24 protein-coding genes and 1 pseudogene are annotated in these 26,404 nt (G+C 63.3%); 18 read left to right on the top strand and 7 right to left on the bottom strand.

From position 1 onward, the window contains the following. The first annotated feature begins 21 nt into the window (after positions 1-21). Positions 22-1,578, top strand: a complete 1,557-nt coding sequence (locus tag HCN58_RS22330) for a DUF1800 domain-containing protein (RefSeq protein WP_171581540.1) — start codon at positions 22-24, stop codon at positions 1,576-1,578. 17 nt (positions 1,579-1,595) lie between these two features. Continuing rightward, positions 1,596-2,810: pseudogene (locus tag HCN58_RS22325) on the top strand (DUF1501 domain-containing protein); the annotation flags it as partial. Positions 2,811-2,828: 18 nt separating this feature from the next. On the opposite strand, the gene HCN58_RS22320 reads toward HCN58_RS22325, so the two are convergent. From HCN58_RS22320 to HCN58_RS22310, 3 genes are all read right to left on the bottom strand, one after another. Further along, on the bottom strand, positions 2,829-3,767 hold the full coding sequence (locus tag HCN58_RS22320) for an aldo/keto reductase (RefSeq protein WP_171581539.1): 939 nt from the start codon (positions 3,765-3,767) through the stop codon (positions 2,829-2,831). A gap of 541 nt (positions 3,768-4,308) precedes the next feature. After that, positions 4,309-4,770, bottom strand: coding sequence for a GNAT family N-acetyltransferase (locus tag HCN58_RS22315; protein WP_171581538.1), 462 nt, complete (start codon positions 4,768-4,770; stop codon positions 4,309-4,311). Between the two features lie 116 nt (positions 4,771-4,886). Next, positions 4,887-5,699 (bottom strand): PAS-domain containing protein, encoded by an 813-nt coding sequence (locus tag HCN58_RS22310; protein ID WP_171581537.1) that lies wholly within the window; start codon positions 5,697-5,699, stop codon positions 4,887-4,889. Positions 5,700-5,899: 200 nt separating this feature from the next. Here HCN58_RS22310 and HCN58_RS22305 point away from each other — a divergent pair, with 200 nt between their 5' ends. Further along, positions 5,900-6,253 carry a DMT family protein gene (locus HCN58_RS22305; protein ID WP_171581536.1) on the top strand — a complete coding sequence of 118 codons (354 nt, stop codon included), beginning with the start codon at positions 5,900-5,902 and terminating at the stop codon, positions 6,251-6,253. A 154-nt stretch (positions 6,254-6,407) separates the two neighbouring features. Next, positions 6,408-7,658 carry a M20/M25/M40 family metallo-hydrolase gene (locus HCN58_RS22300; RefSeq protein WP_235983793.1) on the top strand — a complete coding sequence of 417 codons (1,251 nt, stop codon included), beginning with the start codon at positions 6,408-6,410 and terminating at the stop codon, positions 7,656-7,658. A gap of 31 nt (positions 7,659-7,689) precedes the next feature. Here the strand turns inward: HCN58_RS22300 and HCN58_RS22295 are convergent, their stop codons facing one another. From HCN58_RS22295 to HCN58_RS22285, 3 genes are all read right to left on the bottom strand, one after another. Beyond that, positions 7,690-8,850, bottom strand: a complete 1,161-nt coding sequence (locus HCN58_RS22295) for a PQQ-dependent sugar dehydrogenase (protein ID WP_171581534.1) — start codon at positions 8,848-8,850, stop codon at positions 7,690-7,692. Between the two features lie 71 nt (positions 8,851-8,921). Continuing rightward, positions 8,922-9,095, bottom strand: a complete 174-nt coding sequence (locus tag HCN58_RS22290; RefSeq protein ID WP_171581533.1) for a hypothetical protein — start codon at positions 9,093-9,095, stop codon at positions 8,922-8,924. A gap of 192 nt (positions 9,096-9,287) precedes the next feature. Next, positions 9,288-9,941 (bottom strand): glutathione S-transferase family protein, encoded by a 654-nt coding sequence (locus HCN58_RS22285; RefSeq protein ID WP_171581532.1) that lies wholly within the window; start codon positions 9,939-9,941, stop codon positions 9,288-9,290. Between the two features lie 682 nt (positions 9,942-10,623). On the opposite strand from HCN58_RS22285, the gene HCN58_RS22280 reads away from it, so the two are divergent. From HCN58_RS22280 to HCN58_RS22240, 9 genes are all read left to right on the top strand, one after another. Then, positions 10,624-11,826: a pyridoxal phosphate-dependent aminotransferase gene (locus tag HCN58_RS22280; protein WP_171581531.1), complete on the top strand. Its 1,203-nt coding sequence runs from the start codon at positions 10,624-10,626 to the stop codon at positions 11,824-11,826. A gap of 220 nt (positions 11,827-12,046) precedes the next feature. Beyond that, entirely contained in the window at positions 12,047-12,562 is a 516-nt protein-coding gene (locus HCN58_RS22275) for a DUF992 domain-containing protein (protein ID WP_171581530.1), read from the top strand. A 278-nt stretch (positions 12,563-12,840) separates the two neighbouring features. Beyond that, positions 12,841-13,320, top strand: coding sequence for a DUF992 domain-containing protein (locus HCN58_RS22270; protein WP_171581529.1), 480 nt, complete (start codon positions 12,841-12,843; stop codon positions 13,318-13,320). Positions 13,321-13,412: 92 nt separating this feature from the next. Continuing rightward, the gene (locus HCN58_RS22265) at positions 13,413-14,291 is read left to right on the top strand and encodes a class I SAM-dependent methyltransferase (RefSeq protein ID WP_171581528.1); all 879 of its coding nucleotides are present in this window, start codon (positions 13,413-13,415) and stop codon (positions 14,289-14,291) included. Beyond that, positions 14,284-14,904 carry a TetR/AcrR family transcriptional regulator gene (locus tag HCN58_RS22260; RefSeq protein ID WP_171581527.1) on the top strand — a complete coding sequence of 207 codons (621 nt, stop codon included), beginning with the start codon at positions 14,284-14,286 and terminating at the stop codon, positions 14,902-14,904. The genes HCN58_RS22265 and HCN58_RS22260 overlap by 8 nt, the downstream gene beginning before the upstream one ends. A gap of 194 nt (positions 14,905-15,098) precedes the next feature. After that, positions 15,099-17,147, top strand: coding sequence for an elongation factor G (locus HCN58_RS22255; RefSeq protein ID WP_171581526.1), 2,049 nt, complete (start codon positions 15,099-15,101; stop codon positions 17,145-17,147). 126 nt (positions 17,148-17,273) lie between these two features. Beyond that, entirely contained in the window at positions 17,274-18,113 is an 840-nt protein-coding gene (locus HCN58_RS22250) for a shikimate dehydrogenase (protein WP_376701208.1), read from the top strand. A 133-nt stretch (positions 18,114-18,246) separates the two neighbouring features. After that, positions 18,247-18,825 (top strand): hypothetical protein, encoded by a 579-nt coding sequence (locus HCN58_RS22245; protein ID WP_171581840.1) that lies wholly within the window; start codon positions 18,247-18,249, stop codon positions 18,823-18,825. A gap of 191 nt (positions 18,826-19,016) precedes the next feature. Further along, positions 19,017-19,616 (top strand): hypothetical protein, encoded by a 600-nt coding sequence (locus HCN58_RS22240; RefSeq protein ID WP_376701207.1) that lies wholly within the window; start codon positions 19,017-19,019, stop codon positions 19,614-19,616. A gap of 170 nt (positions 19,617-19,786) precedes the next feature. Here HCN58_RS22240 and HCN58_RS22235 read toward each other — a convergent pair whose 3' ends face one another. Further along, positions 19,787-20,923 (bottom strand): alpha-hydroxy acid oxidase, encoded by a 1,137-nt coding sequence (locus HCN58_RS22235; protein WP_171581523.1) that lies wholly within the window; start codon positions 20,921-20,923, stop codon positions 19,787-19,789. Positions 20,924-21,033: 110 nt separating this feature from the next. Between HCN58_RS22235 and HCN58_RS22230 the strand changes: the two genes are divergently transcribed. The 5 genes from HCN58_RS22230 (at position 21,034) to HCN58_RS22210 (ending at position 26,343) form a co-directional block, all read left to right on the top strand. Next, entirely contained in the window at positions 21,034-21,213 is a 180-nt protein-coding gene (locus tag HCN58_RS22230) for a hypothetical protein (protein ID WP_171581522.1), read from the top strand. 207 nt (positions 21,214-21,420) lie between these two features. After that, positions 21,421-22,767, top strand: a complete 1,347-nt coding sequence (gene glmM / locus HCN58_RS22225; RefSeq protein ID WP_171581839.1) for a phosphoglucosamine mutase — start codon at positions 21,421-21,423, stop codon at positions 22,765-22,767. Positions 22,768-22,912: 145 nt separating this feature from the next. Next, positions 22,913-24,172 carry an MFS transporter gene (locus tag HCN58_RS22220; RefSeq protein WP_171581521.1) on the top strand — a complete coding sequence of 420 codons (1,260 nt, stop codon included), beginning with the start codon at positions 22,913-22,915 and terminating at the stop codon, positions 24,170-24,172. Positions 24,173-24,473: 301 nt separating this feature from the next. After that, on the top strand, positions 24,474-25,316 hold the full coding sequence (locus HCN58_RS22215; protein WP_171581520.1) for an outer membrane protein: 843 nt from the start codon (positions 24,474-24,476) through the stop codon (positions 25,314-25,316). Between the two features lie 202 nt (positions 25,317-25,518). Next, positions 25,519-26,343, top strand: a complete 825-nt coding sequence (locus tag HCN58_RS22210) for an outer membrane protein (RefSeq protein WP_171581519.1) — start codon at positions 25,519-25,521, stop codon at positions 26,341-26,343. The last annotated feature ends 61 nt before the right edge of the window (positions 26,344-26,404 follow it).

Below are 26,404 nucleotides of genomic sequence, written 5' to 3'. Positions count from 1 at the left end.
CGAAAACCTAAGGGAAATCCGATGGCCCGCGATCCGCAAGCCGCCCTCGTTGCGCTCAATCGCTTCGGTTTCGGCGCGCGCGGCGGGGCCTCGGGCGATTTTCTCAATGCCGCGTCCGATCCGCGCGGCTTCGTCAAGACGGAACTCGGCCGTCCCAATGGCGCGCTGCTTGAAGTGCCGGGGTTGCAGTCGACGCCCGCGCTCGGCAAGGCAGTGTTCGACTATCAGTTCGAAATCCAGCAGGCTCGCGATGCCGCCGCCAGATCGGCCGCGCCGTCGGCTACAGGCGAAGGCGCGTCGCCGCGGCCGGCGGCCAAGGGCCAGCGGCGAAACCTGTCACTCAACGGCATCGCCATGGAGATGGCGCCCAAGGAGCCGCAGGCCAAGCCTGCGGAAAATCCCGGCACGATGACACCGGCGGAAGCGATGCAGCCCAATGCGCAAAAGCTGCCGCCGCAACCGCTCAACATCATCCAGAAAACCTTTCGCGCCGAGGCGCTGGCGCGGCTGCAACGCGCCGTCATCACCGATTGCGGATTCGTCGAGCGGCTTGTGCTGTTCTGGTCCAATCATTTCTGCATCTCCGCCAACAAGGGCGGGCCGGCGCGGATGTGGGCGGGCTCGTTCGAGCGCGAGGCGATTCGGCCGCATGTGCTCGGGCGCTTCGGCGATATGCTGAAGGCGGTCGAGCAACATCCGGCGATGTTGTTCTTCCTCGACAACCAGCAATCGCTGGGCCCGGATTCGCGCGCCGGCAAGAATCGTAATCGCGGGCTGAATGAAAATCTCGCCCGCGAGATTCTCGAACTGCATACGCTCGGCGTCGGCGGCGGCTATTCGCAGGACGACGTCACCGCGCTCGCGAACATCATCACGGGCTGGACCTATGCCGGAAGGCTGGGCCAGCTCGGCGCGCCCGGCAGCTTCGTGTTCAACGCCAATGCGCACCAGCCGGGCGCGCAGCGGGTGATGGGCAAGATCTACGACGCCGAAACCGTAGCGCAGGGCGAAGCGGTGCTGGCGGATCTCGCGCGTCACCCTTCCACCGGGAAATTCATCGCGATCAAATTCGCGCGCCATTTCGTATCAGACGATCCGCCACCGGCGCTGGTGGCGCGGCTCGCGGATGTCTTCACGAAAACCAACGGCGATCTGAAGGCGCTCGCGCTGGCGCTGGTCGATTCCGACGAGGCCTGGAAGACGCCACTCACCAAGATCCGCTCGCCTTACGAATTCCTGATCGCGGCCGGCCGGCTGCTGGCGCAGATTCCGAACAATCCGAGCCTCTATCTTGGCGGCTTAAAGACGCTTGGCCAGCCACTATGGTCGCCGGCCGGGCCGAACGGTTTTCCCGATAGCAACGCCGCATGGCTGGCGCCGGAGGGCATGAAGCTGCGCCTCGATATCGCCACCCAGATTGCATCGAAGCTTGCCGAGAGCGTCGATCCGCGCGACCTGCTTGAGCTCGCAGCTGCCGACACTGCTTCGGCCGAGACGCGGCGGACCGTCGAGCGCGCGGAATCGCGGCAGCAGGCGCTGGCGCTGTTGTTGATGTCGCCGGAATTCCAGAGGAGATGACAGCAATGGAAACGACAATGGGTTGCTGCGAGGAAATCCGATCATTGTCGACGTCGCGGCGTGCCGTGCTGCTCGGCGGCGCCTCCTTTGCGGCATGGGCATACTTGCCGAAGTTCGCGCGCGCCGCTGACGGCCGGGATCCGCGGCTGGTGGTCGTGATCCTGCGCGGCGCGCTGGATGGGCTCGCCACCGTCGCGCCAACAGGCGATCCTGATTATGCCGGCCTGCACGGTTCGATCGCGTTGTCATCGAGCGGGCCGAATGCCGCGCTGCCGCTTGACAATTTCTTTTCGCTGCATCCGGCGATGCCGGAATTTTCGCGGATGTATCGCGAGAAGAAGGCCGCAGTGATCCATGCGGTGGCGACGCCCTACCGCGACCGTTCACATTTCGACGGGCAGGACGTGCTCGAAAGCGGCTTTGCCGGCCCCGGCCGGGTGCAATCCGGCTGGCTCAACCGCGCGCTGGAAGGCCTGCCGAAGGGCGAGCGGGTGACGAGCGCGCTCGCGGTCGGCCCGACCACGCCGCTGGTGCTGCGCGGCGCGGCGCCGACTGTCGGCTGGGCGCCGCTCGTGCTGCCGCAAGCCAGCGAGGACACCGCGATGCGGCTTCTCGAACTCTACCAACACCGCGATGCCGCGCTGGGCTCGGCCCTGAAGCAGGGCCTCGCGCTCGACAAGGCCGCGCAGGGCGACGACATGAAACCAAAAACAGGCGCTGGCGGCGTGGCGGCGATGCGGCTGGCGGCGCGCGGCGCGGCCCGGCTGATGGCGGCCGATAACGGCCCGCGGATCGGTGCGCTCGCCTTCGACGGCTGGGACACGCATGCCAATGAAGGCGGTCCGGTCGGCCGGCTGGCGCAACTGCTCGGCGGCCTCGACGGCGCGCTGGCGGAGTTCGAAACAGGACTGGGTGAGCGCTGGCGCGACACCGTGATCGTCGTCGCCACCGAATTCGGCCGCACCGCGCGCGTCAACGGCACGCAGGGAACGGATCACGGCACCGGCACGGTGGCGCTGCTCGCCGGCGGCGCAGTGAACGGCGGCCGGGTTATCGCGGACTGGCCGGGGCTGAAGCCGGCGAGTCTCTATCAAGGCCGCGATCTCGCGCCGACCACCGATCTGCGCGCAGCGATGAAAGGCGTGCTGAAGGATCAGTTCGGGCTGGCGGAACGGGTGTTGGCGGAGAGCGTGTTTCCGGACAGCGCGGCGGTGAAGCCGATGCAGGGATTGGACGACGGCAACCGAAATCTACTTCGTAATCTGATCCACCTCCGCCAGTTCCTCCGCATTCAGCATCCAGCCGATCGCCCTCACGTTCTGCTCGACCTGTTCGACGCGGGTGGCGCCGGCGATGACGCTGGCGACTTGCGGGCGGGAGGCCAGCCAGGAGAAGGCGAGTTCGAGCATGGTGTGGCCGCGCGCTTGCGCGAACGCCTGGAGTTTTTCGACGATGTCCTCATTGCGTGCCGTGACGTAGCGATCCTTCAGCACCGGCGCCTTGGCGAAGCGGGTATCGGCAGGGGCATCACTGCCGCGTTTGTATTTGCCGGTGAGAAGGCCGCTCGCCAGCGGGAAGAACGGCAATAGCCCGAGCCTGTATTCTGTTGCGGCCGGCAGCAAATCCTTCTCGATGCCCCGCACCACGAGGCTGTATTCGTCCTGGCAGGAGACGAAGCGGTTGACGTTCATCTGCCGCGCCATCACTTCCGCCTCCGCGATGCGCCAGGCCGGAAAGTTCGAATTGCCGATGTAGCGGACCTTGCCCTGGCGGGTGAGATCGTCGAGCGCGCGCAGCGTCTCTTCCATCGGCGTCAGGGGATCGAACTCATGCTGCTGGTATAGATCGATGTAATCGGTCTTCAGCCGCTTCAGGCTGGCCTCGACCGCGGACATGATGTAGCGGCGTGAGGCACCCTGCTTGGTGCCGTCATTGCTCATGGGTTTGGCATATTTCGTCGCCAGCACGATGTCCTTGCGGCGGTCGCCGAGGACGGTGCCGAGAACGGTCTCGGAGCCGCCCATGCCCGCGTAGATGTCGGCGGTATCGAACAGGGTGATGCCGAGGTCGATCGCCTTGTGGATCACCTTGCGCGAAGTCTCCAGGTCGGTGCGCTGGCCAAAATTGTTGCAGCCGAGGCCGACGGCGGAAACCCGCAGGCCGGAGCCGCCTAAGTTGCGAATTTGCATGGATCGATCCTGTGGGACGAGCGGGAGCAGGGCGCATTGTGGCGCGCGCGGTTCTGGCCCGCAAGGAAAGGGGGACCGGCGCCCGCGCTTGGCAGCCATGCGGCACAAAAAAATGCGGCCCCGGTCAGACGCGGCGACTGACGGGGACCGCTGGGGCGCGTGATCTGAGACAGGGGGCCTGATCAGACGCAGGGGCAGGCTAGCTGCGCTTTGTTACGTCTGCGTGACGGCAGCGGTAAGGGAAGAGAATTCCACAGCGAGTTTCCACAGCGCCTTTGAACGGAATATCTCATGACACGGGCGGTGAGCTCCCTCCCCCCTTGCGGGGGGAGGGTTGGGGAGAGGGATTCTCTCCGGGAGCACAGACGAGCCAGAGTGCCGACAGTCTGCCAACAGGATTTTGGTTGAACAACAAGCACCGCCGATGCCGCCACCCCTCTCCCTAGCCCTCCCCGCAAGTGGAAGGGAACGCAGCGGTGCATGCCGCTGACGTGCGGGGCTACAACGAGGAGCGATGTGATCGCCCTGCTGAAACCGCGCGTCAGAACATCTTGCGATACACCACGAACCCCGAACGCTCCGCCACCTTGTCGTAAAGCTGCATCGCGGTGTGGTTGGTCTCGTGCGTCTGCCAGTAGACACGGGAGCATCCGGCGAGCTTTGCCTGTTCGTACACGCCATTGATGAGCGCACGGCCGACGCCCTTGCAGCGTGCGGCGGCGCTCGTGAACAAATCCTGCAGATAGCAGTTCGGCTCGATCAGGGTCGTGCTGCGGTGAAACAAATAATGCGTCAGCCCGAGCAGTTCGCCGCCGCTCTCTGCGACCAGCGCATGCACCGGCTCATAGGCATCGAAGAAGCGCGCCCACGTCATCGCCGTGATCTCAGGCGCCAGCGCGGTCGGGCCCGAGCGGCCGTAGAAGGCGTTATAGCCGTCCCACAGCGGCAGCCATTGCGCGTAGTCCTGACGGGTGACGAAGCGGATGGTGAGGTCGCCGGACATTAAGCGATTCCGTGTTGCTGGGAGGTGACGCGCTGGAGGCGCGAATGAGGGTATCTGTCATTACTACAGACACGAGAGCCGGCGATCAATATCGCTAGGGAATTGCGCTACCGCTTCTACTCCGCCGCGCCGAGGTGCCTCGCAAGGCTGCGATGGCTGCCACGCAGCGCACGATAATACGCCGCGCTGCCGGGATCGTCGCTGTGGCGGACGAGGTCGGTGACCGGCGTATAGCTCAGCATGCGTCCGCCATCGGGCAGCGCCGTGCAGGTGAAGCGCAGCACCTGGCCGTCGGCGAGGTCGAGGTTGATCGGCGTGGAATCGCCGGTTCGGATCATCTCGGTGCGCTTGGCGATGAAGGCACTCAACTCCTCCTCGGGCAATTGCCAGGCGCCGGTATCGCGGCCGTGATACATCAGCGCAATGAAGGGCGGCTTGCTGTCGGCCTGCTCGTCGGACAGCTTGAAATAATCGCGGAACGCGCGGTTGATGAATTCCGCGCGGGTGTCGGAATCGAGCAGCACGATGCCGATGTCGACCTGATCGAGCGCGGCCGATAGCCGTTCGGCCGTGGCATGATGCTTCTTCTCCCACGCGAATGCATCGATCCATTTCTTCCGCAACAGGCCGGTGATCAGCGCGGTGCCGCCGGCGGTAGCCGCAAGCAGCAGCATGCGCGCCAGGTCCGACATGTCGTAACCCGGGGTAGCGCGATGGTTGAGGAAGAACAGCGCTGACGACGCCACCGCAATGACGGCGCTGACCATGCCGGAGGTGATGCCGCTGACGGACGCGGCAAAGGCGACGATGCAGACGAACAGCGGCGCGGGATTGGGAACGGGAACGAATTGTCGGTCGACGAGGAAGGCGATCAACGCCGTCGCTGTCGTGAGAGCCGGACCGGAAATTACGCGCCAGTCTAACTGCATGCCCGTTCTCGCCGCTTGCCGGGAATAAGACCCAAGCATGCCTGATTGTTGCGATTGTGCACGCCTTTCTGCCACCAGTCTTAAGAGAGCGTTGCCTGCACGCGTAAGACTTTCGCACTTTTGAAATCAAGTGATATCGAGTTAAGGAACGCCGTACCGCACCCGACGATTGGCGCACGCCATTTTTCAAGAGGACATCGATGCCCACTGTTTCGCCGACGCTGCTGCCGATCCTGATGCTGTTTGCCTCCAACATCTTCATGACCTTTGCCTGGTACGGCCATCTGAAATTCAAGGAAATCTCGCTGCCAATGGTGGTGCTGGCGAGCTGGGGGATCGCCTTCGTCGAGTACTGGCTGGCGGTGCCGGCCAACCGCTGGGGCAGCGTGGTGTATTCGGCGGCGCAACTCAAGACCATGCAGGAAGTGATCACGCTGGTGGTGTTTGCCTGCTTCTCGGTGCTCTACCTGAAGGAGCCGCTAGGGTGGAATCACGCGCTCGGCTTTCTTTTCATCGCGATCGGCGCGTTTCTGATCTTCCACAAATGGGCGTGAGTGCCGCTTTGCTTCGCATTCGGAAAAGGATGCTGAACGGGGTTGTGGCCTGCCTGCCACGATGCTTCAGTGCTCCATCATCGCGTCTTTCTTACAACTCGCAGGCTGCCGCGCTATGCCCCATCCGCAGGTTACTGCCTCCTTCGTTCGCCCCTTGATCGCATTGCTCACGCTGGCGTTGGCTGCTGCCGTGGCGCACGCCGCGCCGGTGGCCGATGTTCACGCGCAGGCGGAGCAGGAGCGAAAGCCGCTGCTCGATACGCTGCGCGACCTCGTGCAGATCGAATCCGGCAGCAAGGACATCGAAGGCCTGAGCCAGATTGCCGACCGCATTGCCGGCCAGCTCACGCAGCTCGGCGGCGCCGTGGAAGTGCTGCAGCCGAGCGACGTCTATCGCCTGGACGACACGCCGGAGAAGGTCGGCCCGGCCGTGCAGGCCGTCTTCAAGGGGACGGGCAGCATGAAGATCATGCTGATCGCGCATATGGACACGGTGTACCTCAAGGGCATGCTGAAAGATCAACCCTTGCGCGTCGATGCCGACAAGGCCTATGGCCTCGGCATTGCCGACGACAAGCAGGGCATCGCCACCATCATCCACACCGTAGCCCTGCTGCAGAAGCTGAATTTTCGGGAGTACGGCGAGCTCACGGTGCTCATCAATGGCGACGAGGAGATCTCCTCGCCCGGCTGGCGCAGCACCATCACGCGCGTCGCCGCAGAGCAGGATGCGGTGTTCTCGTTCGAAGGCGGCGGCACCGACGGTACGCTGCGCCTCGCCACCAGCGGCATCGGCTCGGCCTATCTTGCGGTCAAGGGCAAGGCGTCGCATGCGGGCGCCAGGCCCGAAGACGGCGTGAACGCGCTTTACGAGCTATCGCACCAGCTCTTGCAGATGAAGGACCTGTCCAGGCCCGAGCAGGGCCTGAAGCTGAACTGGACCGTCGCCAAAGCCGGTACCAACCGCAACGTGATCCCCGCCGAAGCCACAGCGCAGGCCGATGCGCGCGCGCTTAAAGTTGCGGATTTCGACGGGATCGAGACGGCCCTGCAGGACAAGATCAAGACGAGGCTGCTGCCCGACTCCAAGGTTGAGGTGAAATTCGAGCTGCGCCGCCCGCCATTAGAGGCCAACGACGCATCGCGCCGCGTGGCCGCCCACGGCAAGACGATCTATCAGGAACTGGGCATGTCGCTCAATGTGGCCGAAAAGGCCACGGGCGGCGGCACCGACGCTGCGTTCGCCGGTCTCAAGGCGAAAGGGGCCGTGGTGGAAGGCATGGGCCTGTCGAGCTACGGCGCGCACTCCAACGATGCCGAGTACGTGAAGATCGACACCATCGTGCCGCGCCTGTATCTCGCCACGCGCCTGATCATGGACCTGTCCACCGGCAAGCTGAAGTAAGCCGGCCGGCGCTTGGCGCGCAGACGCGGCATCATTTCGCAGCGGGCGTCACCCGCAACACGCGTCCTGCCGAACTGTCGGTCAAGAGCCACAGCGCGCCGTCCGGGCCCTGGCGGACATCGCGGATACGTTCGTGCAGGTTTTGCAGCAGGCGTTCCTCTGATGTCACCGCGCTGCCGTTCAGCGTCAGCCGCACCAGCATTGCGCCGCGCAGCGCCCCGGTGAACAGGCTGCCGTTCCATTTCGGAAACAGCTTTCCGGTGTAGAAGGCCATGCCTGACGGCGCGATCGACGGCACCCAGTATTTGAGCGGCTGCTCCATGCCGTCCTTGGCCGTGCTCTCGTGGATTTTCGCGCCGGAATAATCGATGCCGTAGCCGATCACCGGCCATCCATAATTCTTGCCCTTGCCGACGAGGTTGACCTCGTCCCCGCCGCGCGGCCCGTGCTCGATTTCCCAGGGTTCGCCGCTCGCCGGATTGATCGCGAGCGCCTGCACGTTGCGGTGCCCGTAACTCCAGATTTCCGGCTTGGCGTCGGCGCGGCCGGCGAACGGATTGCCTGGGGGTACCGATCCGTCGGGCGCGATCCGGATCAGCTTGCCGAGATGATTGCCGAGATTCTGCGCCTGGTCCCGATAGGTGAAATGATCGCCGAGCGCCACGAACAGATTGCCGTCGTCGGCTTGCGCGATGCGGCAGCCATAATGATTGCCTGACGACAGCGGCCCCTGCTGGCGGAAGATGATCTTGACCTCGTCGAGACGGCCATTGTCGTCGCTCAGTTTCGCGCGCGCGGCCGTGGTGCGGCCGCCGCCGTCGGCCCGTTCGGCGAAGCAGAAGTAGATGGTCCGGTTCTGCGCAAAGGATTTGTCGGTGACAACGTCAAGCAGGCCGCCCTGGCCTGAGGCCCACACGTCAGGCACGCCCTTGAGCGGCGGAGAGACTTGCCCTTCTGCCGTGACGATACGCATGCGGCCGGGACGCTCGGTCACCAGCATCTTCCCATCGGGCAGGAACGCCAGCGCCCACGGATTGGCGAGGCCCCTCGCGATGGTTCGCACCTCGAGTTCGCCCGCCGACGAGTCGAACGCCGGCTCTTCGCCGCGCGTGCCGGTGGCGATCAGGAAGGAGACGGCGAGCAGGATCGCTACCGTCAAGGCGACGGTCACAAGGCCGACGGGTGTCTTCATTCCAGTCCAATCGCGATGCCGATCATCGCGCGTTCGCTAGTCCAATGATGCAAACAAAAAGGCTGGACCTGTCACGGAATGGGCATCGCGACGGTGGCCGTGATCGACAGCACCGTCAGGGTGACCACGAGGCAAAGCGATAGCGTGCCGATCGCAAGCGAGGTGGCGATGGCACCAAGCAATCGGGAAGAAGCGACGGGCGTGCGGCTGCTTTCGAAGCCGACCGCGCCGGGTGACCGCATCATGGTCTGAATCCTTGCAACGCGGGACGAATCACCCGCGACTCACGACGTCAGGAAAATCTTGCAACGATCACCGGCAACATTGCGGCGATCAGGCGTTGAAAATGGCGGAATCGCGGCAAAGGTTAACGTTATACCCGCTATTATTAACTTTTGGCGGCGTGCTCGCGCGAAAGTGAGAAGGACAACGGGTGGCTATACGCCGGCGGCGATGCCGGCCTGGTCGTCGACCTCGGTCTCCGGCTGCCAGTCCATGGTGACGAAACCGGGGGTCTGTTCGACCCGCCGCAGCCAGGCGCGGATGGCCGGGAAGGTCGCGAGGTCGTAGTCGCAGCGGTCGGCGACATGGGTGTAGCCGTACAGCGCGATGTCGGCGACCGTCAGTTGCCCCGCGGCGAAATAGGCGCGGGTCTTGAGGTGATTTTCCATCACCTGAAGCGCGGCATAGCCGCGCTCCATCCAGTCCTCCAGCGCATGCGTCTGCAGGTCCCGTCCGCCCTTGACCAGCGACAGCCAGAAATAGGCGGCGCCGATATTGGGCTCCAGCGCATGCTGTTCGAAGAACATCCATTGCAGCGCTTCGGCGCGCTCGACACGCGACTCCGGCGCGAGCGAAGTGCCGCCGCAGACATACCAGAGGATGGCGTTGGACTCGGCGAGATAGCGTCCTTCGGCGACTTCCAGCAGCGGCACCTGGCCACTGGGGTTCTTCTCCAGAAACTCCGGCGTGCGGCTTTCGCCGCGGAGAATGTCGACCTCGATCGCCTCATAGGGCGCGTTGAGCAGCGCCAGCGCAAGGCGGACCTTGTAGCTGTTGCCGGAGCGCTGCATCGAATAGAGCTTGTACATCGTCGTTGGCTTCACAGGGGTCGAGAGGCGCACGCGGGGCAAGAACTGCGGAAAGCCTTCGCGCCGCAACGCGGCTAAACAATGATGCCGATACGAATGCGTCGCAAGACCCGCAGAATGGAAAAAGTCGAAAACCTCTACTGCGCTGCACGCGCGCAGCATGCCATGCCACGGCGCAGAGATCACGTGGTCGAGAGCGAATGAGCGGATCGATTCAATCCTGCGCGACGAAGCTGACGGCCTCCCGCCTCGGGGTGACAACTGTGGACCCGGCGCAGAGCCGGGACCCAGGATCGGGGACGGTGTCCATCATACGTCCGAAAGCGACTTCGCGGGCCATGATCGACGGCGGATGCAGATCGCGGCGAGACAGCTTGACGTTGAATCGTGCGGCTTCGCTATGGCCCTCTAGCGGCGGTGGCGCTCGGCCGTTAGCCGCTCCGGAGTTGTGCCCCCTCTGCCCGACCCGCGGCTTGTCAGATATGAGTCATTCGGCCCGCGGAACTTTGCAAATATTGCGCGGGCATTGCTCCGATCGTACCGAGCCTGCTCGGCATTCCCAAAGTTTAACCGGTATCCGGCCAAGCTTCTTGCGATGCAGCGCGCAGCGCCTTAGGGTGCGGCGTTCCCATCAAAAAGAGTCGTGAATTCTTGAGCTCACGACGTTTGCCAGGAGATCATGATGCCCTTCCTGTCCGCCTCGCTCGCCCGTGTGAAGCCGTCCGCGACGATCGCGGTCACGGATAAAGCGCGCGCGCTGAAAGCGGCGGGCCGCAACGTCATCGGCCTCGGCGCCGGCGAGCCGGACTTCGACACGCCCGCCAACATCAAGCTCGCGGCAATCCGCGCCATCGAGGCCGGCAAGACCAAGTACACCGACGTCGGCGGCATTCCCGAACTGAAGGAAGCCATCATCGCCAAGTTCCAGCGCGAGAACGGGCTCACCTATAAGCCGAACCAGATCATCGTCGGCACCGGCGGCAAACAGGTGCTCTACAATGCGCTGATGGCGACCCTCAATCCCGGCGACGAGGTCATCATCCCCGCGCCGTACTGGGTCAGCTATCCCGAGATGGTGGCGCTGGCCGGCGGCGAGTCGGTGCCGGTGGTCTGCCCGGCGTCGAGCGGTTTCAAGCTGCGGCCCGAGGATCTGGAAAAGGCGATCACGCCGAAGACCAAATGGATCATCCTGTGCTCGCCATCGAACCCGACCGGCGCTGCGTATACGCGCAGCGAGCTGAAGGCGATCACCGACGTGTTGGTGAAGCATCCGCATGTCTGGGTGATGACCGACGACATGTACGAGCACCTGGTCTATGACGACTTCCAGTTCGCAACGCCCGCGCAGGTCGAGCCGAAACTCTACGAGCGCACGCTGACAGTGAACGGCGTGTCGAAAGCCTATTGCATGACCGGCTGGCGCATCGGCTATGCCGGCGGTCCCGCCGACTTGATCAAGGCGATGGCGACGATCCAGTCGCAGTCGACCTCAAACCCGTCGTCGATTGCGCAGTGGGCGTCGGTTGAGGCGCTGAACGGTCCGCAGGACTTCATCCCCGTACACAACAAGGTGTTCAAGGAGCGGCGCGACCTCGTGGTGTCGATGCTGAACCAGGCCAAGGGCATCGAATGCCCGCGGCCCGAGGGCGCGTTCTACGTCTATCCGTCCTGTGCCGGCACCATCGGCAAGACCTCGCCGTCAGGCAAGGTGATTGCCAATGATGAGGATTTCGTCACCGAACTCCTCGAGAGCGAAGGCGTTGCCGTCGTGCAGGGTTCCGCGTTCGGCCTCGGCCCGGCATTCCGCATTTCCTACGCGACCAAAACCTCCGACCTCGAAGACGCCTGCAAGCGCATCCAGCGCTTTTGCGGCAATTTGAGATAAGACACGCTTTCGCGGCACAGGCCCGTTCCGTACTTGATGCGGGGCGGGTTGCGGTTCGCACGAGCAATCGCGTCAAAAGGACGGCTGTCAAATCACATCGCGCTTGAACGAACACGCAATGTTTTGACGGCTTCTCGATGAAGCGCCATGTTTTCGACACTGCGCTTCCATCCTGTCCGCTCCGCTAAATTTGTTCATCATCATGCGGAGACTGGGACACATGCGACTCCTGACATTGACACTCGCCACGGCGGCACTGATCGCGCCGATCGCAAGCGCTGACGCGGCGCCGCCGGTTCGCGCCGGTATCCTGCAATGCCAGGGCGGCCAGAATGTTGGCTTCGTGGTCGGCTCGGTGACGAGCCTCGAATGCGTGTTCCGTAGCGAAGGCCGCCGGCCTGAACCCTACATCGCCAAGGTGCAGCGCATCGGTCTCGATCTCGGCGTCACCGAGCAGACCCAGTTGTCGTGGGCCGTCAACGCGCCGAACAGCCGGCTCGGGCGCGGCGAGCTCGCCGGCAGCTATGGCGGCGTCGGCGCCAATGCATCGATCGGCGTCGGCGGCGGCGGCAACTTCCTGGTGGGCGGTCCCGCCAACGCCTACGCGCTGCAGCCGATCAGCCTGCAGGGCCAGACCGGGCTGAATGTCGCGGCCGGCATCGCCGGCCTCGAACTGCAGCCATTCTACGGCAACGGTCCGCGCCGGCACGTGCGGCGCCATCGTCACCGCGGCTGAGGATGACATGTTGAGGAAAGGGCCCGCGCAAGCGGGCCTTTTTTGTTAATGTCATTCCGGGGCGATGCGCAGCATCGAACTACGGTGCGCAATTGCGCACGTGGGAATCTCGAGATTCTCAGGTGCGCAATTCCGCGCCATAGTCGCGCTTTGCGCGCCCCGGAATGACGGTAGTGGTGAAATCTGGGATGTTATGGCATAGACCACCAGGCGCCGCGGGCACGGCGCTGATTTCCATTCTCTGCTCGCATCACAGTTTTTCAGCCGGAGATTTCTTCATGCGTTTCCTCATCCTTGCCGCCGCCGCTTGCGCCATGCTGGCTTCATCCATCGGCGATGCCAATGCGCAGCAGGTGCAGCGGGTGCAGGTCGGCGTGCTGGAGTGCCGCGGCGGCGCCAGCGTCGGATTTGTCGTCGGATCCGTTACCAATCTCGGCTGCGTGCTGCGCGCCGAAGGGATGCCGGAGGATCGTTACATCGCCACCATCCGCAAGGTCGGACTCGATCTCGGCATCACGCAGGAATCGGCGCTGGCGTGGGGCGTGTTCGCACCGGTGGCGCGGATCGGGCCGGGCGGTCTGTCTGGCGACTATGTCGGCGCGCAGGGCAGCGCGACGCTAGGCGTCGGTGTCGGCGGCAACGTATTGGTCGGTGGCTCCGCGAATTCGATCGCGCTGCAGCCTCTGAGCGTGCAGGGCCAGGTAGGGGTCAGCATTGCTGCCGGATTGGAAAGCCTGGAGCTCCGCCCGGGGCGCTGAGCTAACCGCATTCCATTTTCGCCGCGGGCTCTTGACCCGCGACGGTGGCTGGCCTTAAAAAGAATAAGCGTTCTTTTTGAGGAGGCCGCGAATTGCTGCAGCATCAGCCAAGCCGGACCGCCGAATACATGGCAATGTTCCGGGCGTACGAGCATGCGAAAGGGGCCGGACGACGCGTGTTTACCGACCCATTGGCCGTTGCGCTATTGCCGGGAAGCTTGCGGCTACCCGCTAAACTGCTCGCGGTACGTCCGTTCGGCAAAATGCTTACTCGCTATATCGACCGGCGATGGCCGGGCGCGCGAACCTCCGGCATCGCGCGCACGCGGCTGATCGACGACTGGATCGAGGAATCGATCGGACAGGCCGAGCAGGTTGTGTTGCTCGGTGCGGGTTTCGACACGCGGGCCTGGCGGCTGGCCGCGCTCGATTCCGTAAAGGTTTTTGAAGTGGATCACCCTGCAACAGCAAAGGTGAAACGGGAGCGACTGCAGGCTGCCGGAGCCGACCTGAATCGGGTGACCTTTGTCGCGGTCGATTTCGAGATTGATGATTTCGAACAGCATCTGCGCGATGCCGGCTTCGATCCGGGGCGGCGAACGATTGTTGTGTGGGAAGGCGTCAGCCAGTATCTGACGGGCGACGCGGTGTGCGGCGTAATGCGCTGGGCGGGCCGGCTTGCGCCACGCAGCCGGTTCATCTTCACCTATGTTCATGAGGGCGCGATCGACGGTAGCGTCGCGTTTGATGGCGCAGACAAGGTCATCGCCAAGGTCGACGGCTCGGGCGAACCTTGGCGGTTCGGTCTGCTGCCCAACGAATTGCCGGACTTCCTGCGCGAGCGCGGGCTGAGGCTGGTGAGCGATCTCGGCGCCGATCAATACCGGGAACGGGTGATGGGGCAACCCGGCCGGCACATGCAGGGCTACAGCTTCTATCACACAGTGCTAGCGGAAGTCGGCGATGCCTAGGATCACCGCGGCACGCGCGAACGAGCAGCGCGGGCGCATCCTCGATGCCGCGCTGACATGCTTTGCGCGGGAAGGTTTTCATGCGGCAACCGTGCAGGACATTGTCGAGGAGTCGGGGCTCAGTCCCGGCGCGATCTACGGATATTTCAAAGGCAAGATGGAGATCGCGACGGCGATCGCTTCCGAACGCCACGCGATGGAACGTCGGCGCATGGAATTTGCGCTGGCCGCGCCGGATATCGACACCGGCCTGCGGCGCCTCGTCGAAGGATTCGTGCTCGAATTGCGCAATCCCAAGGAAAGGCGATGGCGCCACCTGGCGGTGCAGCTTTGGGCGGAGAGCCTCTCCAATCCACGATTGAAGCGCGAAGCGCTTGCGGGGGTTTCCCAGGCCGTGGACGTGTTGACGCCGATGATCGCGCAGGCGAAACGACAGGGGCGTTGGCCGCGGCATCTCGATCCACCTTCGGCCGCCCGCGTCATGGTCGCGGTCCTGCAAGGCATTTCGCTACAGCTTGCCTGGGACGAGCGCGTCGATATCGAGCGCTTCGCCTTCGCGCTGCGGATCATGCTCGATCCGCGTTCGGACGGATCGATTGCCGCGACCGGCTGAGCGGGAATTAACTCTTGAGTTCCAAATTGGGAGAGGGTGAGCGGACCCAAGAGCCGGCGTGGCTGAGGTCGACGTCAACATTTCGACTGGATGCACCGCAGCGACGTTTTCCCGCTTGCCAAATCGTCACGACAGGCGGAGCATCAGAGGTCGCCGACCCAATCACGGGCCGAGCTCCAAACAAGGAGGCGGCAATGGGACAAGACGTCAGAAGTCCCCAAGGTCCACGGTGCATTGCGCTGGTGGGCCCTTTCCAGAGCGGTAAAACCACACTTCTAGAAGCCATACTGGCGCGAACGGGCGCCATTAAAAATGCCGGCAGCGTCGATGCCGGAACTTCCGTCGGCGATGCCAGCCCCGAGGCGCGCCATCACAAGATGGGCGTGGGCTTAAGCGCTGCCACCACCACCTTCATGGGCGATAGTTACACCTTTATCGATTGTCCCGGCTCGGTCGAGTTCGCGCATGACATGCGCGCCGCGTTGCCCGCAGTCGATGCCGCGGTCGTGGTCTGCGAGGCGGACGAGAAGAAGCTGCCGCAACTGCAGATCATCCTGCGCGAGCTGGAAGATCTCGGTATTCCGCGTTTTCTGTTTTTGAACAAGATCGATCGCGCCAACAAGCGCATCCGCGAAACGCTGGCGACCCTGCAGCCGGCCTCGCGCGTGCCGCTGGTGCTGCGGCAGATTCCGATCTGGAACGACGAGTTGATCGAAGGCTTTGTCGATCTCGCACTCGAACGCGCCTTCGTCTACCGCGAGCACAAGCCTTCCGAAGTGATCACGCTGGAAGGCGGCGATCTCGACCGCGAGAAGGAAGCGCGCTTTTCGATGCTTGAAAAGCTCGCCGACCATGACGACGCGCTGATGGAGCAGTTGCTGGAGGACATCCAGCCGCCGCGCGACGCGGTGTTCGATGATCTCGCCCGCGAACTCCGCGAAGGCCTGATCTGCCCGGTGCTGCTGGGTGCTGCTGCGCGCGAGAACGGTGTGCTGCGCCTGATGAAGGCGCTGCGCCATGAATCGCCCGGCGTCGTCGAAACGGCGAAACGCCTCGGCGCGCCGTCGCAAAAGGAAGCGCTGGCCTATGTGTTCAAGACGCTGCATCTGCAGCACGGCGGCAAGCTCTCGCTGGTACGGCTGCTCGCCGGCCATCTCGATGACGGCGCGACGCTGCAATCCTCCTCCGGCGAAGCCGGGCGGGTATCCGGCATTCTCGCGGTCAACGGCGCGCACGATACCAAGCGCGCCGCGGCTGAAGCCGGCGAGACGATCGCGCTCGGCAAGCTCGACGCGATCAAGACCGGCGACACGCTGTCCGGCGGCAAGACCGCGCCGGCGGCGCTGGTGCAGATCGCGCCGGCACCGCCGGTGCTGGCGATGTCGCTGTCGGCCGCCGATCGCAAGGATGACGTCAAGCTCGGCCAGGCGCTGTTGCGGCTGAACGAGGAGGACCCGTCGCTGACGATGATCCAGAACCAGCGCACCCATGACATCGTGTTGTGGGGGCAGGGCGAAATGCACCTGCGCGTCGCGCTCGAGCGCTTGCGCGATCGTTTCGGCGTCAACGTCAAATCGCAGCCGCCCGCGATCGGCTATCAGGAGACCATCCGCAAATCGATCACCCAGCGCGGCCGCCACAAGAAGCAATCCGGCGGCCACGGCCAATTCGGCGACGTGGTGCTGGAAATCAAGCCGATGCCGCGCGGCTCGGGCTTCGAGTTCCACGAAAAGGTGGTCGGCGGCGCGGTGCCGAAAAATTATATCGGCGCGGTGGAAGAGGGCGTGGTCGATGGCCTTGCCAAGGGCCCGCTCGGTTTTCCCGTCATTGACGTTGAGGTCACGCTGATCGACGGCTCCTATCACAGCGTCGATTCATCCGATCTCGCGTTCCGCACCGCGGCCCGAATCGGCATGAGCGAGGCGCTGCCGGAGTGCCAGCCGGTGCTGCTGGAGCCGATCCACATGGTGGAGATCGTCTGCCCGACGGAAGCGACGGCGAAGATCAATGCCATCCTGTCTGCGCGGCGCGGCCAGATCCTCGGCTTCGACACCCGCGAGGGCTGGCCGGGATGGGACTGCGTCCGCGCCACCATGCCGGAGGCGGAGATCGGCGATTTGATCGTTGAGTTGCGCTCGGCCACCGCCGGCGCCGGCGGGTTCACCCGCCAGTTCGACCGCATGGCCGAAGTTACCGGCCGCGCCGCCGACCAGATCATCGCCGCGCATCGCGTCGCGGCGTAGCTGGCCGGCCTGGCCGTCGTGGCTCCGTCTGCGGCGGCAGGCGCGCGGCTTGACTCATTTCAGCGGAAGATAAATTGATGGTCGTGGCCGGGTTTATACCGGCCATCGACGTCTTTGGAGGAGGCTATTGCCGTGCCTAAACCCCCCGCCGCCTGCCTGATCGGATGGCCGGCCGCGCATTCGCGTTCGCCGTTGATCCATCATTACTGGCTGCGGACGCTGGGCATCGAGGGCGGTTACGTGATCGAGGCGGTGCCGCCCGATGAGTTTCAGGATTTCGTCTTCCGGCTGTCGTTGCGGGGCTTTGTCGGCGCCAACGTCACCATTCCGCATAAGGAGCGCGCGCTTGCGCTGTCGAAGCCGGACGAGCGCGCCCGCGCGGTCGGCGCCGCCAATACGCTGTGGTTCGCGGATGGCGAACTGTGCTCGACCAACACCGACGTTGAAGGCTTTATCAACAATCTCGAGGCCTGCGCCAGCGGCTGGGATAACTGCGAGGATGCACTGGTGCTGGGCGCCGGCGGTTCGTCGCGCGCCGTCGTGTTCGGACTACGCGAACGCGGCATCAAGCGTATTCATCTTGTCAATCGCACCATGGCGCGCGCGAGCGCGCTGGCGGATCAGTTCGGCGCGAGCGTTTTGCCCGTGGCGTGGGGTGCACTCGGCGATCTCCTGCCGCGCGCCGGCCTTCTGGTGAATACGACCTCGCTCGGCATGAAAGGTCAGCCGCCGCTCGAAATCGATATCGGGCTGTTGCCGTCGCAGGCCGTCGTCGCGGATCTCGTTTATGTGCCGCTCGACACGCCATTGCTGACCGCGTCGCGCGCCCGCGGGCTGAAGACCGCCGACGGACTCGGAATGCTGCTGCATCAGGCGGTGCGGGGGTTCGAACTGTGGTTCGGACGGCGCCCCGAGGTGACGCCAGAGCTTCGCGCGCTTGTCGAAGCCGATCTCACGAAGACATGATCGGCTGATCGCGGATTTTGAGCCGGAATTTTTTTGAAAAGCCGGTGTCAATGGCTACGTCAGTGCCGCCACCGGAGACCCCAGCATGCCCGTCCGCCATTTTCAGCTCGTTCGCCCGCTTGCCGCCGTCGCGATGGTGGCCGGCTCCACGCTTTACGCGATCGCCCAGCAGCCACCGACGCCGACGCGCGTTCGCGGAACCATCGAAGCCGTCGATGGTGACGTGCTCGCCGTGAAGTCCCGCGGCGGCGAGGACGTCAAGCTGCACATGACCGGCGACGTCAATGTCGTCGGGATCAGCAAGATCTCCCTATCCGACATCAAGGTCGGATCCTTCATTGGCACCACCACGGTGCCGGGACCCGACGGCAGCCAGAACGCGGTGGAAGTACACGTGTTTCCGGAAGCGATGCGCGGCACCGGCGAGGGCTCGCGGCCCTATGACCTCCGTCCCAACTCCACCATGACCAACGCGACGGTGGCGGAGTCCGTGGTCGGCAATGACGGTCATACCCTCACGATCAAATATAAAGACGGCGAGAAGAAAGTCGTGGTCTCCCCGGAGACGCCGGTCGTGACCTATGTTCCCGCCGGCAAGTCCGACCTCAAGCCCGGCGCCAAGGTGATCGCCTTCATGAAGAAGCTGCCGGACGGCTCGCTCGAGACCAGCCGCGTCAGCGTCGGCCGCGATGGGCTGACCCCGCCGATGTGACCTTCTTCCCTCTCCCCTTGAGAGGCATAGGCGGCCAAAGGCCGCCTATGGCCACCTTCTCCCACAAGGGGAGAAGGGAAGAGAAGAGTTGGCGCTACGGAATAGCTACTCCCGTGCGGTGTTTGCATTGAGTTGGGCGCCAAATACATCTCGGGAGGAATACCATGCTGAAATCTTCTTCATGGCCGCGGATGCTCGTGGCCTCGCTGGGCCTTGTCGCTCTGTTTGCAACGGAAACCTCGGCACAACAGCCACCGATGGTCCGAATTCGCGGCACCATCGAAGCCGTCGATGGGCCCATGCTGTCGATCAAATCGCGCGAGGGTACCGACATGAAAGTGCGAATGACCGACAATGTTGCCGTGTTCGGTGTGGCCAAGACCGAACTGTCCGAGATCAAGGAAGGCTCCTATATCGGCGTCACCGGCATGCCGGAGCCTGATGGTACGCAGAAAGCGGTCGCGGTGCATATCTTCCCGGAGAACCAGCGCGGCGCGGCCGAAGGCTTTCGGCCCTGGGACCAGCGGCCGAATTCGACCATGACCAATGCCACCGTCGCCCAGACCGTGAAGGGCACCGACGGCCAGAATATTTTGGTCAAATACAAGGACGGCGAAAAGAAAGTCGTCGTGCCGCCGGATACGCCGATCGTCACCTTCGTCGCCGGTGACAAGTCCGAACTGAAGCCGGGCGCCAAGGTGATCATCTTTAGCGCCGTGAAGAAGGACGATGGCACGCTGGAAGCATCGCGCATTAATGTCGGCCGCGACGGAATCATGCCGCCGATGTGAGTTTTGCGTCGCTCCACACGTCGTCCCCGCGAACGCCGGGACCCATAACCACTAATGCTAGTTGTTGGAGGAAAGCTGGGGGCTCCAGCGTCGCGCATCACAAACATCGGTGGTCATGGGTCCCTGCGTTCGCAGGGACGACATATGGAGGTATTCGCACTAACAGCGGATCAAACCGCCAGCACGCGATCGTCGATTTCGGCAATCGTGTTGACGCCGCACAGCCCCATCGTCGTGAGCATTTCCTTGCCGATGATGTCGAGCGCCTTGGCGACGCCGGCCTCGCCGCCGGCCCCTAAACCATAGGCATAGGCGCGGCCGATCATGCAGGATTTGGCGCCGAGCGCGAGGGCGCGCACCACGTCCTGGCCGGAGCGGATGCCGCCGTCGAACATGATCTCCATTCTCGAGCCGACAGTATCGACGATTCCGGGCAGCACCTCGATCGACGACGGGGCGCCGTCGAGCTGGCGGCCGCCATGGTTGGAAACCACGATCGCCTGCGCGCCGGTCTTGACCGCTTCCTCGGCGTCTTCGACGTCGAGAATGCCTTTGAGGATCAGCTTGCCCGGCCAGATCGAGCGGATCCAATCGAGATCCTTCCAGTTCAGCGAGGTATCGAACTGCGACGCGGTCCATTCCGAGAGCTTGGTGAGATCCTCGGTGCCTTTGACGTGACCGACGATGTTGCCGAAGGTACGACGCTTGCCGCGCAGCACGCCCGCGACCCATGAAGGTTTGCTGGCGAAGTCGAGCAGCTTCGACAGCGACCATTCCGGCGGCACCGTCATGCCGTTCTTGATGTCTTGATGGCGCTGGCCGATCACCTGCAAATCCACCGTCAACACCAGCGCCGAGCATTTCGCCGCAATGGCGCGCTCAATCAGCGATTTGATGAAGCCGCGGTCCTTCATGACATAGAGCTGGAACCAGAACGGCTTGTCGACGCTGGCCGCAATATCCTCGATCGAGCAGATCGACATCGTGCTCTGGGTGAAGGGGATGCCGGCGGCCTGCGCGGCACGGCAGGCATGGATCTCGCCGTCGCCATGCTGCATGCCGAGCAGGCCGACCGGCGCCAGGATCAGCGGCATCGCGGCGGGTTCGCCGAGGATCGTGGTGGAGAGATCGCGCTTGGAGACATCGACCAGGATGCGCTGGCGGAATTTGATCTGCCGCAGATCCTCGGAATTGGCGCGCAGTGTGTCCTCGGTGTAGGAGCCGCGGTCGGCGTAGTCGAAAAACGCCTTGGGAACCCTGCGCTTGTGCAACTGGCGCAGATCCTCAATGCAGGTGATATGCTTCATGGACGTCCCGGCCCCTTCTTGAATGTCGCGGTGGTGTCGTCATCTAGCATGGTTGGATGGCGAGCCAAATCGCCTCTCTTGGGCGCCATTCCCCACGCTAAGGACATGCCATGGCCCGACTGCGCACGACCACTCGAACCGACACCGGCTCGGCCGATCACGAGGAAAAGCGCAGGCTCGATGACGCCCTGGAGGAAGGGCTGGAGGAGACCTTTCCGGCATCCGACCCGGTCAATGTCACCCAGCCGGCGCCCTCGAAGGGCGACCGTCACGTCAAGAGGGGCGGCTAGCGCCTTGACCCGGCCCGGTGTTCCTACAATAATATCAAGTTATTACAAAGGCTTATGCGTTAGTGCTAGCACTGATGGCCGTAATGATTCATCATATTTTTTGAAGCCATTTTAGCGGGCGAAGGATTATAACCCCCAGCACGCTACGATGGAGGCGTTCGGGATTCTTGCCGCAAGGCCTGAAGACCCGGAATGGCTGGGGGTCACATGAGCCGCAAATATTTCGGTACCGACGGAATTCGGGGCCGCGCCAATGGTTTGATCACGCCGGAGCTCGCGCTCAAGGTGGGGCAGGCGGCCGGCCTGGTGTTTCAGCGCGGCGATCACCGCCACCGCGTCGTGATCGGCAAGGACACGCGGCTCTCAGGCTACATGATCGAATATGCCATGGTGGCCGGATTTACCTCGGTCGGCATGGACGTGCTGCTGCTCGGCCCGATGCCGACGCCGGCGGTCGCGATGCTGACCAAGTCGATGCGCGCCGATCTCGGCGTGATGATTTCAGCATCGCACAATCTGTTCGAGGACAACGGCATCAAGCTGTTCGGCCCGCAGGGCTTCAAGCTCTCCGACGACGTCGAAAAGCAGATCGAGCAATTGCTCGACGAGCCGATCGATCGACGCCTGGCGCAGAGCGCCAGCTTAGGGCGCGCTCGCCGCATCGACGGCGTCCATGACCGCTACATCGAATTCGCCAAGCGCACCCTGCCGCGCGAGCTCTCGCTCGACGGCCTGCGCGTCGTGATCGATTGCGCGCACGGCGCAGCCTACAAGGTGGTGCCGGAAGCGCTGTGGGAACTGGGCGCCGACGTCATCGCGATCGGCGTCGACCCGGACGGATTCAACATCAACAAGGAATGCGGCTCGACCTCGCCGGAAGCCTTGAGCAAGAAGGTGCGTGAAATGCGCGCCGATATCGGCATTGCGCTCGACGGCGACGCCGATCGCGTCATCCTGGTCGACGAGCGCGGCCACATTGTCGACGGCGACCAGTTGCTGGCGGTGATCGCGCAAAGCTGGAAGGAAGAGGGCCGGCTCGCCAAGCCCGGCATCGTGACCACCGTGATGTCGAATCTCGGGCTCGAGCGCTTCCTCGAAGGGCAGGGCCTCGGCATGGTGCGCACGCCAGTCGGCGACCGTTATGTGCTCGAGCAGATGCTGACGCAGGGCTACAATCTCGGCGGGGAGCCCTCGGGCCACATCATCCTCTCCGACTACGCCACGACAGGCGATGGCTTCGTCGCCGCGCTGCAGGTGCTGGCCGTGGTGCAAAAACTTCGCCGTCCGGTGTCGGAAGTGTGCCATCGCTTCGATCCGCTGCCGCAGATCCTGAAGAACGTGCGCTATCGCTCCGGCAAGCCGCTCGACCACGCCGAGGTGAAATCGGCGATCATGGACGGCGAGAATCGCCTCAACGGCCACGGCCGGCTCTTGGTCCGTTCGTCCGGCACCGAGCCTGTGATCCGCGTGATGGGCGAGGGCGACGACCGCGTGCTGGTCGAGGAAGTGGTCGACCAGATCGTCAACGCGCTCGGTCACGCTGCAGCGGCATAAGCACGCTTTATCCGAAGGACGAATGATTGCTGATCGACGGTGCGCAGCAGCGCATCGCAGCCATCGGCTATTGCTGCTGGTCGTCACCGTACTTGCGCCGTAAAAACCAGCATTGCCGCAAACGAATCTTTTCGGGAAGGCGCCGTTGAACAAGCCCGTCATCGTCTCAGAGGAAACGCTGAACGCGCCGGTTGTCGTGTCGGACGCTGCGCCGCGCCTCGCGGCGAAAGCGGCCGTGGCGGGGCCGGCCTATATCGTGCTCGCTGGCATCAGCTTCTCGCATTTCCTCAACGACACCATGCAGTCGTTGATCGCCTCGGTCTATCCGATCCTGAAGGACGCCTACGCACTCGACTATGCGCAGATCGGCATGATCACGCTGGCGTTCCAGTTCACCGCGTCGCTGCTGCAGCCGGTCGTCGGGCACTTCACCGACAAGAAGGCGCAGCCGTTCTCGCTTGCGATCGGGATGGGCTTTACATTTTTCGGCTTGCTGCTGCTCAGCGTCGCGCATCTCTATCCGATCATCCTGATCGCGGCAGCACTGGTCGGGCTTGGCTCGGCGGTGTTTCATCCGGAGTCGGCGCGGATCGCGCGCCTGGCTTCCGGTGGACGCTACGGCTTCGCGCAATCGGTGTTTCAGCTCGGCGGCAGTTTCGGCACGTCGATGGGACCGGTGCTGGCGGCGCTGATCGTGGTGCCGTTCGGCCAGCCCTCGATCGCCTGGTTTTCGTCGATCGCGTTTCTGGCGATCGTGATCCTGTGGCGAATCGGCGTCTGGTACAAGCCGCAGATCACGATAAAGAAATCGGCTGCGGTCGAACGTCATCCCGACCTGCCGGATTCCCGGCGGGTCAGAATCGCACTCGCGGTGCTGGTCGCGCTGTTGTTCTCGAAACAGCTCTACGTGTCGAGCCTGTCGAGCTATTACATCTTCTATTTGATCGACAGGTTTGGTGTGTCGACGCAGGCGGCCCAGCTTTATCTGTTCCTGTTTCTTGCTGCCAATGCGGTGGGTGCGTTCTTCGGCGGACCGCTCGGGGATCGCTTCGGGCGCAAATACGTCATCTGGTTCTCGATCCTCGGCGCGCTGCCGTTCACGCTGGCGCTGCCCTATGCCGGCCTCTACGCGAGCGCCGTGCTGACGGTGTTCATCGGCCTGATCATCTCGTCGGCGACGTCGTCGATCATCGTGTTCGCGCAGGAGCTGATGCCGCACCGCTTCGGCATGATCTCCGGCGTGTTCTTCGGCGTCGCCTTCGGCATCGGCGGACTTGGCGCCGCGGTGCTCGGCAGGCTAGCCGACCACACCGGGATCGCCTTCGTCTATCACCTCTGCGCCTTCCTGCCGGCGCTCGGATTGCTCGCGGTGTTCCTGCCGAAGATGCCCAAAGTCGTGCGTTGAGCACGCGCGCTAACACGTGCCGCGGGCGAGCGGCGCTGCGTCAACAAAATCTTAACGACACGGTGGCGAGGGAATTTTCGTCAACACATCGTTAGAACGTGTGGCAGCTTTCGCCGTTTCTGTGCTGCGGATGCATCAGCTCTTGCGTCGCGAACACCTGCACAAAAAAATAACTCAGAGTTTGTCAACCTTAAAAATTAGGGTTAAGCGCCGCTTAAGCATTTAATGGCATCGTCCACCCGTGAGTTTTTGAAGTGGGGCCTTTTTCGCAGTCAGCCTCACCGGACAAAAGGACGAACCCATGCGTAGCGTTAAGTCTTTCATTGCCGCCGGTGCGGCCACTTTGTTGTCCCAGGCGGCGTTTGCTGCCGACATGGCGATTGCGCCGCCTCCTTATGCTCCGGCCCCGGTGGTCGAGGATTTCGGCGGCTGGTATCTGCGCGGCGACATCGGCTTCAGCAATCAGAGAGTGAAGGACGTTCACTATGGCCGCGAATCCGCCTACTCGCAGCTCACCTCGTTCGAGCAGCAGTCTGCATTCGACACTGCTGGCATCTATGGAGTCGGTGTCGGGTACCGGCTCAACAATTGGTTCCGGGCTGACCTGACCGGGCAGTATCGCGGCAACGCCAATTTTAAAGCGACCGACCGCTTCACCGGAACTGCCGGGGGCGTCGCTTATAATGGGATTGACAACTACGGTGGCAGCAAATCCGAGTGGCTGGTGATGGCCAATGCCTATGTCGATCTCGGCACCTGGTGGTGCATTACCCCGTTCATCGGTGCCGGCGTCGGGGGCGCGCGCGTGACGATCTCGAATTTTACGGATACGGGTACGAACAACCTGCCATTCACAGCCACGAGTTTCGCGAGCGCGCCGACCGGCTCGAAGTGGAATTTCGCGTGGGCAGCACACGCTGGCCTTGCCTATAACGTCAATCCGAATCTCGTGCTCGAACTTGCCTACAGTTATGTCAATCTGGGTGAAGGACAGACCGGCATTCTCTCGGACTTCACCGGGGCGACGACCAACAATGTTTTCAGGTTCAAGGACATCACCTCGCATGACCTGAAGCTCGGCGTGCGTTGGAATCTGGACAACCCACAAGTCTACGCGCCGCCGCCGCTGATCCGCAAAGGTTAATCGCGACTTCCATTCGCTAACAATTGCCGAACGGCGCGGGGCATTCCCGCGCCGTTTGCTTTTGGCGTCGGCGATTGGCCGAAGAAAAATGTTCGTCCGCTTTTCGGCAAGATTGCGCCAATCGGAAGGCGCGACAACCATTGGTTAAGGTTAACAGGCGATGATCGGCGCCAAGTTCAGAGTTTCGGAATGGAGCGTTGCGATGCGTCGATTGTTGCTGGTGGCTGTGATGTGTGGAGCGGTGACGGGCGCGCGAGCCGCCGATATGCCGGACCTGCCGTTTCTCCGCGGCGGCTTCACCGACGGGCTGAGCACCAGCACAGTGAACTGGCAAGGCGGCTACATCGGTGGACATGCCGCCTATGGCACTTCCAACATGAATTTTGCGAATTCGACGAGGACCATCGCGGCGCGCCTCTTGGACGGCACGGAGATGGAGAGCGTCCAGCGAATATCGGAGTGGCCGATCATGGGAAAAGTTTCGGCCCACGGAGAGGGGTTCGGCGGATTCGTCGGCTACAACTTCCAGTGGACCGACGTCGTGGTAGGCGTTGAACTGAATTACACGCACGGCAAGTTCGGCGGCTCGCAGACCGGCAGCATGTCGCGGTTCTTCTCGCTTCCTTCCGGGTACACGGTTGGCGCCACCTATGAAGGGACTGCGCGGATGAATATTTCCGACATGGGAACGCTTCGGGTCCGCGGCGGCTATGCGTATGGCTCGTTCCTCCCTTATATGTTTGCCGGCATCGCACTCGGGCAGGCCGACATCATTCGCACCGCCCGTGTTTTCGGAACTCAGGTCAATACGGCCGTCGCGCCGCCTTTCAATAATGTGCCATTCGACATCAGCGCAACCGACGGCCAGTATAGCCACTTGATCTACGGCTATTCGTTCGGTCTCGGCACCGAAATAATGCTGATCTCGAATCTGTTCATGCGCGCGGAATGGGAATACGTGCGCTTTACCTCTTCGGTTGACACCAGCATCAACACGGTCCGCGCCGGCCTCGGCTACAAATTCTGATCCCGCCACGGCGGCAGCGCCGATCCGGCGCCGTTGACAGAATTGCCGCCGCCTGTTGCAG

The organism is Bradyrhizobium australiense, assembly GCF_013114825.1.
Lineage (GTDB): Bacteria > Pseudomonadota > Alphaproteobacteria > Rhizobiales > Xanthobacteraceae > Bradyrhizobium > Bradyrhizobium australiense.
The sequence above is the reverse complement of the archived record's forward strand: the minus strand, read 5'-3'. Positions and strand labels throughout refer to the sequence as shown.

Excerpts from the sequence above, each read along its gene's own strand:
- HCN58_RS22275 (WP_171581530.1), top strand. The coding sequence starts at position 12,047 with ATGCGACTCCTGACATTGACACTCGCCACGGCGGCACTGATCGCGCCG.
- HCN58_RS22310 (WP_171581537.1), bottom strand. The coding sequence starts at position 5,699 with ATGCAGTTAGACTGGCGCGTAATTTCCGGTCCGGCTCTCACGACAGCG.
- HCN58_RS22280 (WP_171581531.1), top strand. The coding sequence starts at position 10,624 with ATGCCCTTCCTGTCCGCCTCGCTCGCCCGTGTGAAGCCGTCCGCGACG.
- HCN58_RS22315 (WP_171581538.1), bottom strand. The coding sequence starts at position 4,770 with ATGTCCGGCGACCTCACCATCCGCTTCGTCACCCGTCAGGACTACGCG.
- HCN58_RS22330 (WP_171581540.1), top strand. The coding sequence starts at position 22 with ATGGCCCGCGATCCGCAAGCCGCCCTCGTTGCGCTCAATCGCTTCGGT.
- HCN58_RS22270 (WP_171581529.1), top strand. The coding sequence starts at position 12,841 with ATGCGTTTCCTCATCCTTGCCGCCGCCGCTTGCGCCATGCTGGCTTCA.
- HCN58_RS22320 (WP_171581539.1), bottom strand. The coding sequence starts at position 3,767 with ATGCAAATTCGCAACTTAGGCGGCTCCGGCCTGCGGGTTTCCGCCGTC.
- HCN58_RS22210 (WP_171581519.1), top strand. The coding sequence starts at position 25,519 with ATGCGTCGATTGTTGCTGGTGGCTGTGATGTGTGGAGCGGTGACGGGC.
- HCN58_RS22215 (WP_171581520.1), top strand. The coding sequence starts at position 24,474 with ATGCGTAGCGTTAAGTCTTTCATTGCCGCCGGTGCGGCCACTTTGTTG.
- HCN58_RS22295 (WP_171581534.1), bottom strand. The coding sequence starts at position 8,850 with ATGAAGACACCCGTCGGCCTTGTGACCGTCGCCTTGACGGTAGCGATC.
- HCN58_RS22305 (WP_171581536.1), top strand. The coding sequence starts at position 5,900 with ATGCCCACTGTTTCGCCGACGCTGCTGCCGATCCTGATGCTGTTTGCC.
- HCN58_RS22290 (WP_171581533.1), bottom strand. The coding sequence starts at position 9,095 with ATGATGCGGTCACCCGGCGCGGTCGGCTTCGAAAGCAGCCGCACGCCC.
- HCN58_RS22285 (WP_171581532.1), bottom strand. The coding sequence starts at position 9,941 with ATGTACAAGCTCTATTCGATGCAGCGCTCCGGCAACAGCTACAAGGTC.
- HCN58_RS22255 (WP_171581526.1), top strand. The coding sequence starts at position 15,099 with ATGGGACAAGACGTCAGAAGTCCCCAAGGTCCACGGTGCATTGCGCTG.
- HCN58_RS22240 (WP_376701207.1), top strand. The coding sequence starts at position 19,017 with ATGCTCGTGGCCTCGCTGGGCCTTGTCGCTCTGTTTGCAACGGAAACC.
- HCN58_RS22235 (WP_171581523.1), bottom strand. The coding sequence starts at position 20,923 with ATGAAGCATATCACCTGCATTGAGGATCTGCGCCAGTTGCACAAGCGC.
- HCN58_RS22230 (WP_171581522.1), top strand. The coding sequence starts at position 21,034 with ATGGCCCGACTGCGCACGACCACTCGAACCGACACCGGCTCGGCCGAT.
- glmM (WP_171581839.1), top strand. The coding sequence starts at position 21,421 with ATGAGCCGCAAATATTTCGGTACCGACGGAATTCGGGGCCGCGCCAAT.
- HCN58_RS22260 (WP_171581527.1), top strand. The coding sequence starts at position 14,284 with ATGCCTAGGATCACCGCGGCACGCGCGAACGAGCAGCGCGGGCGCATC.
- HCN58_RS22245 (WP_171581840.1), top strand. The coding sequence starts at position 18,247 with ATGGTGGCCGGCTCCACGCTTTACGCGATCGCCCAGCAGCCACCGACG.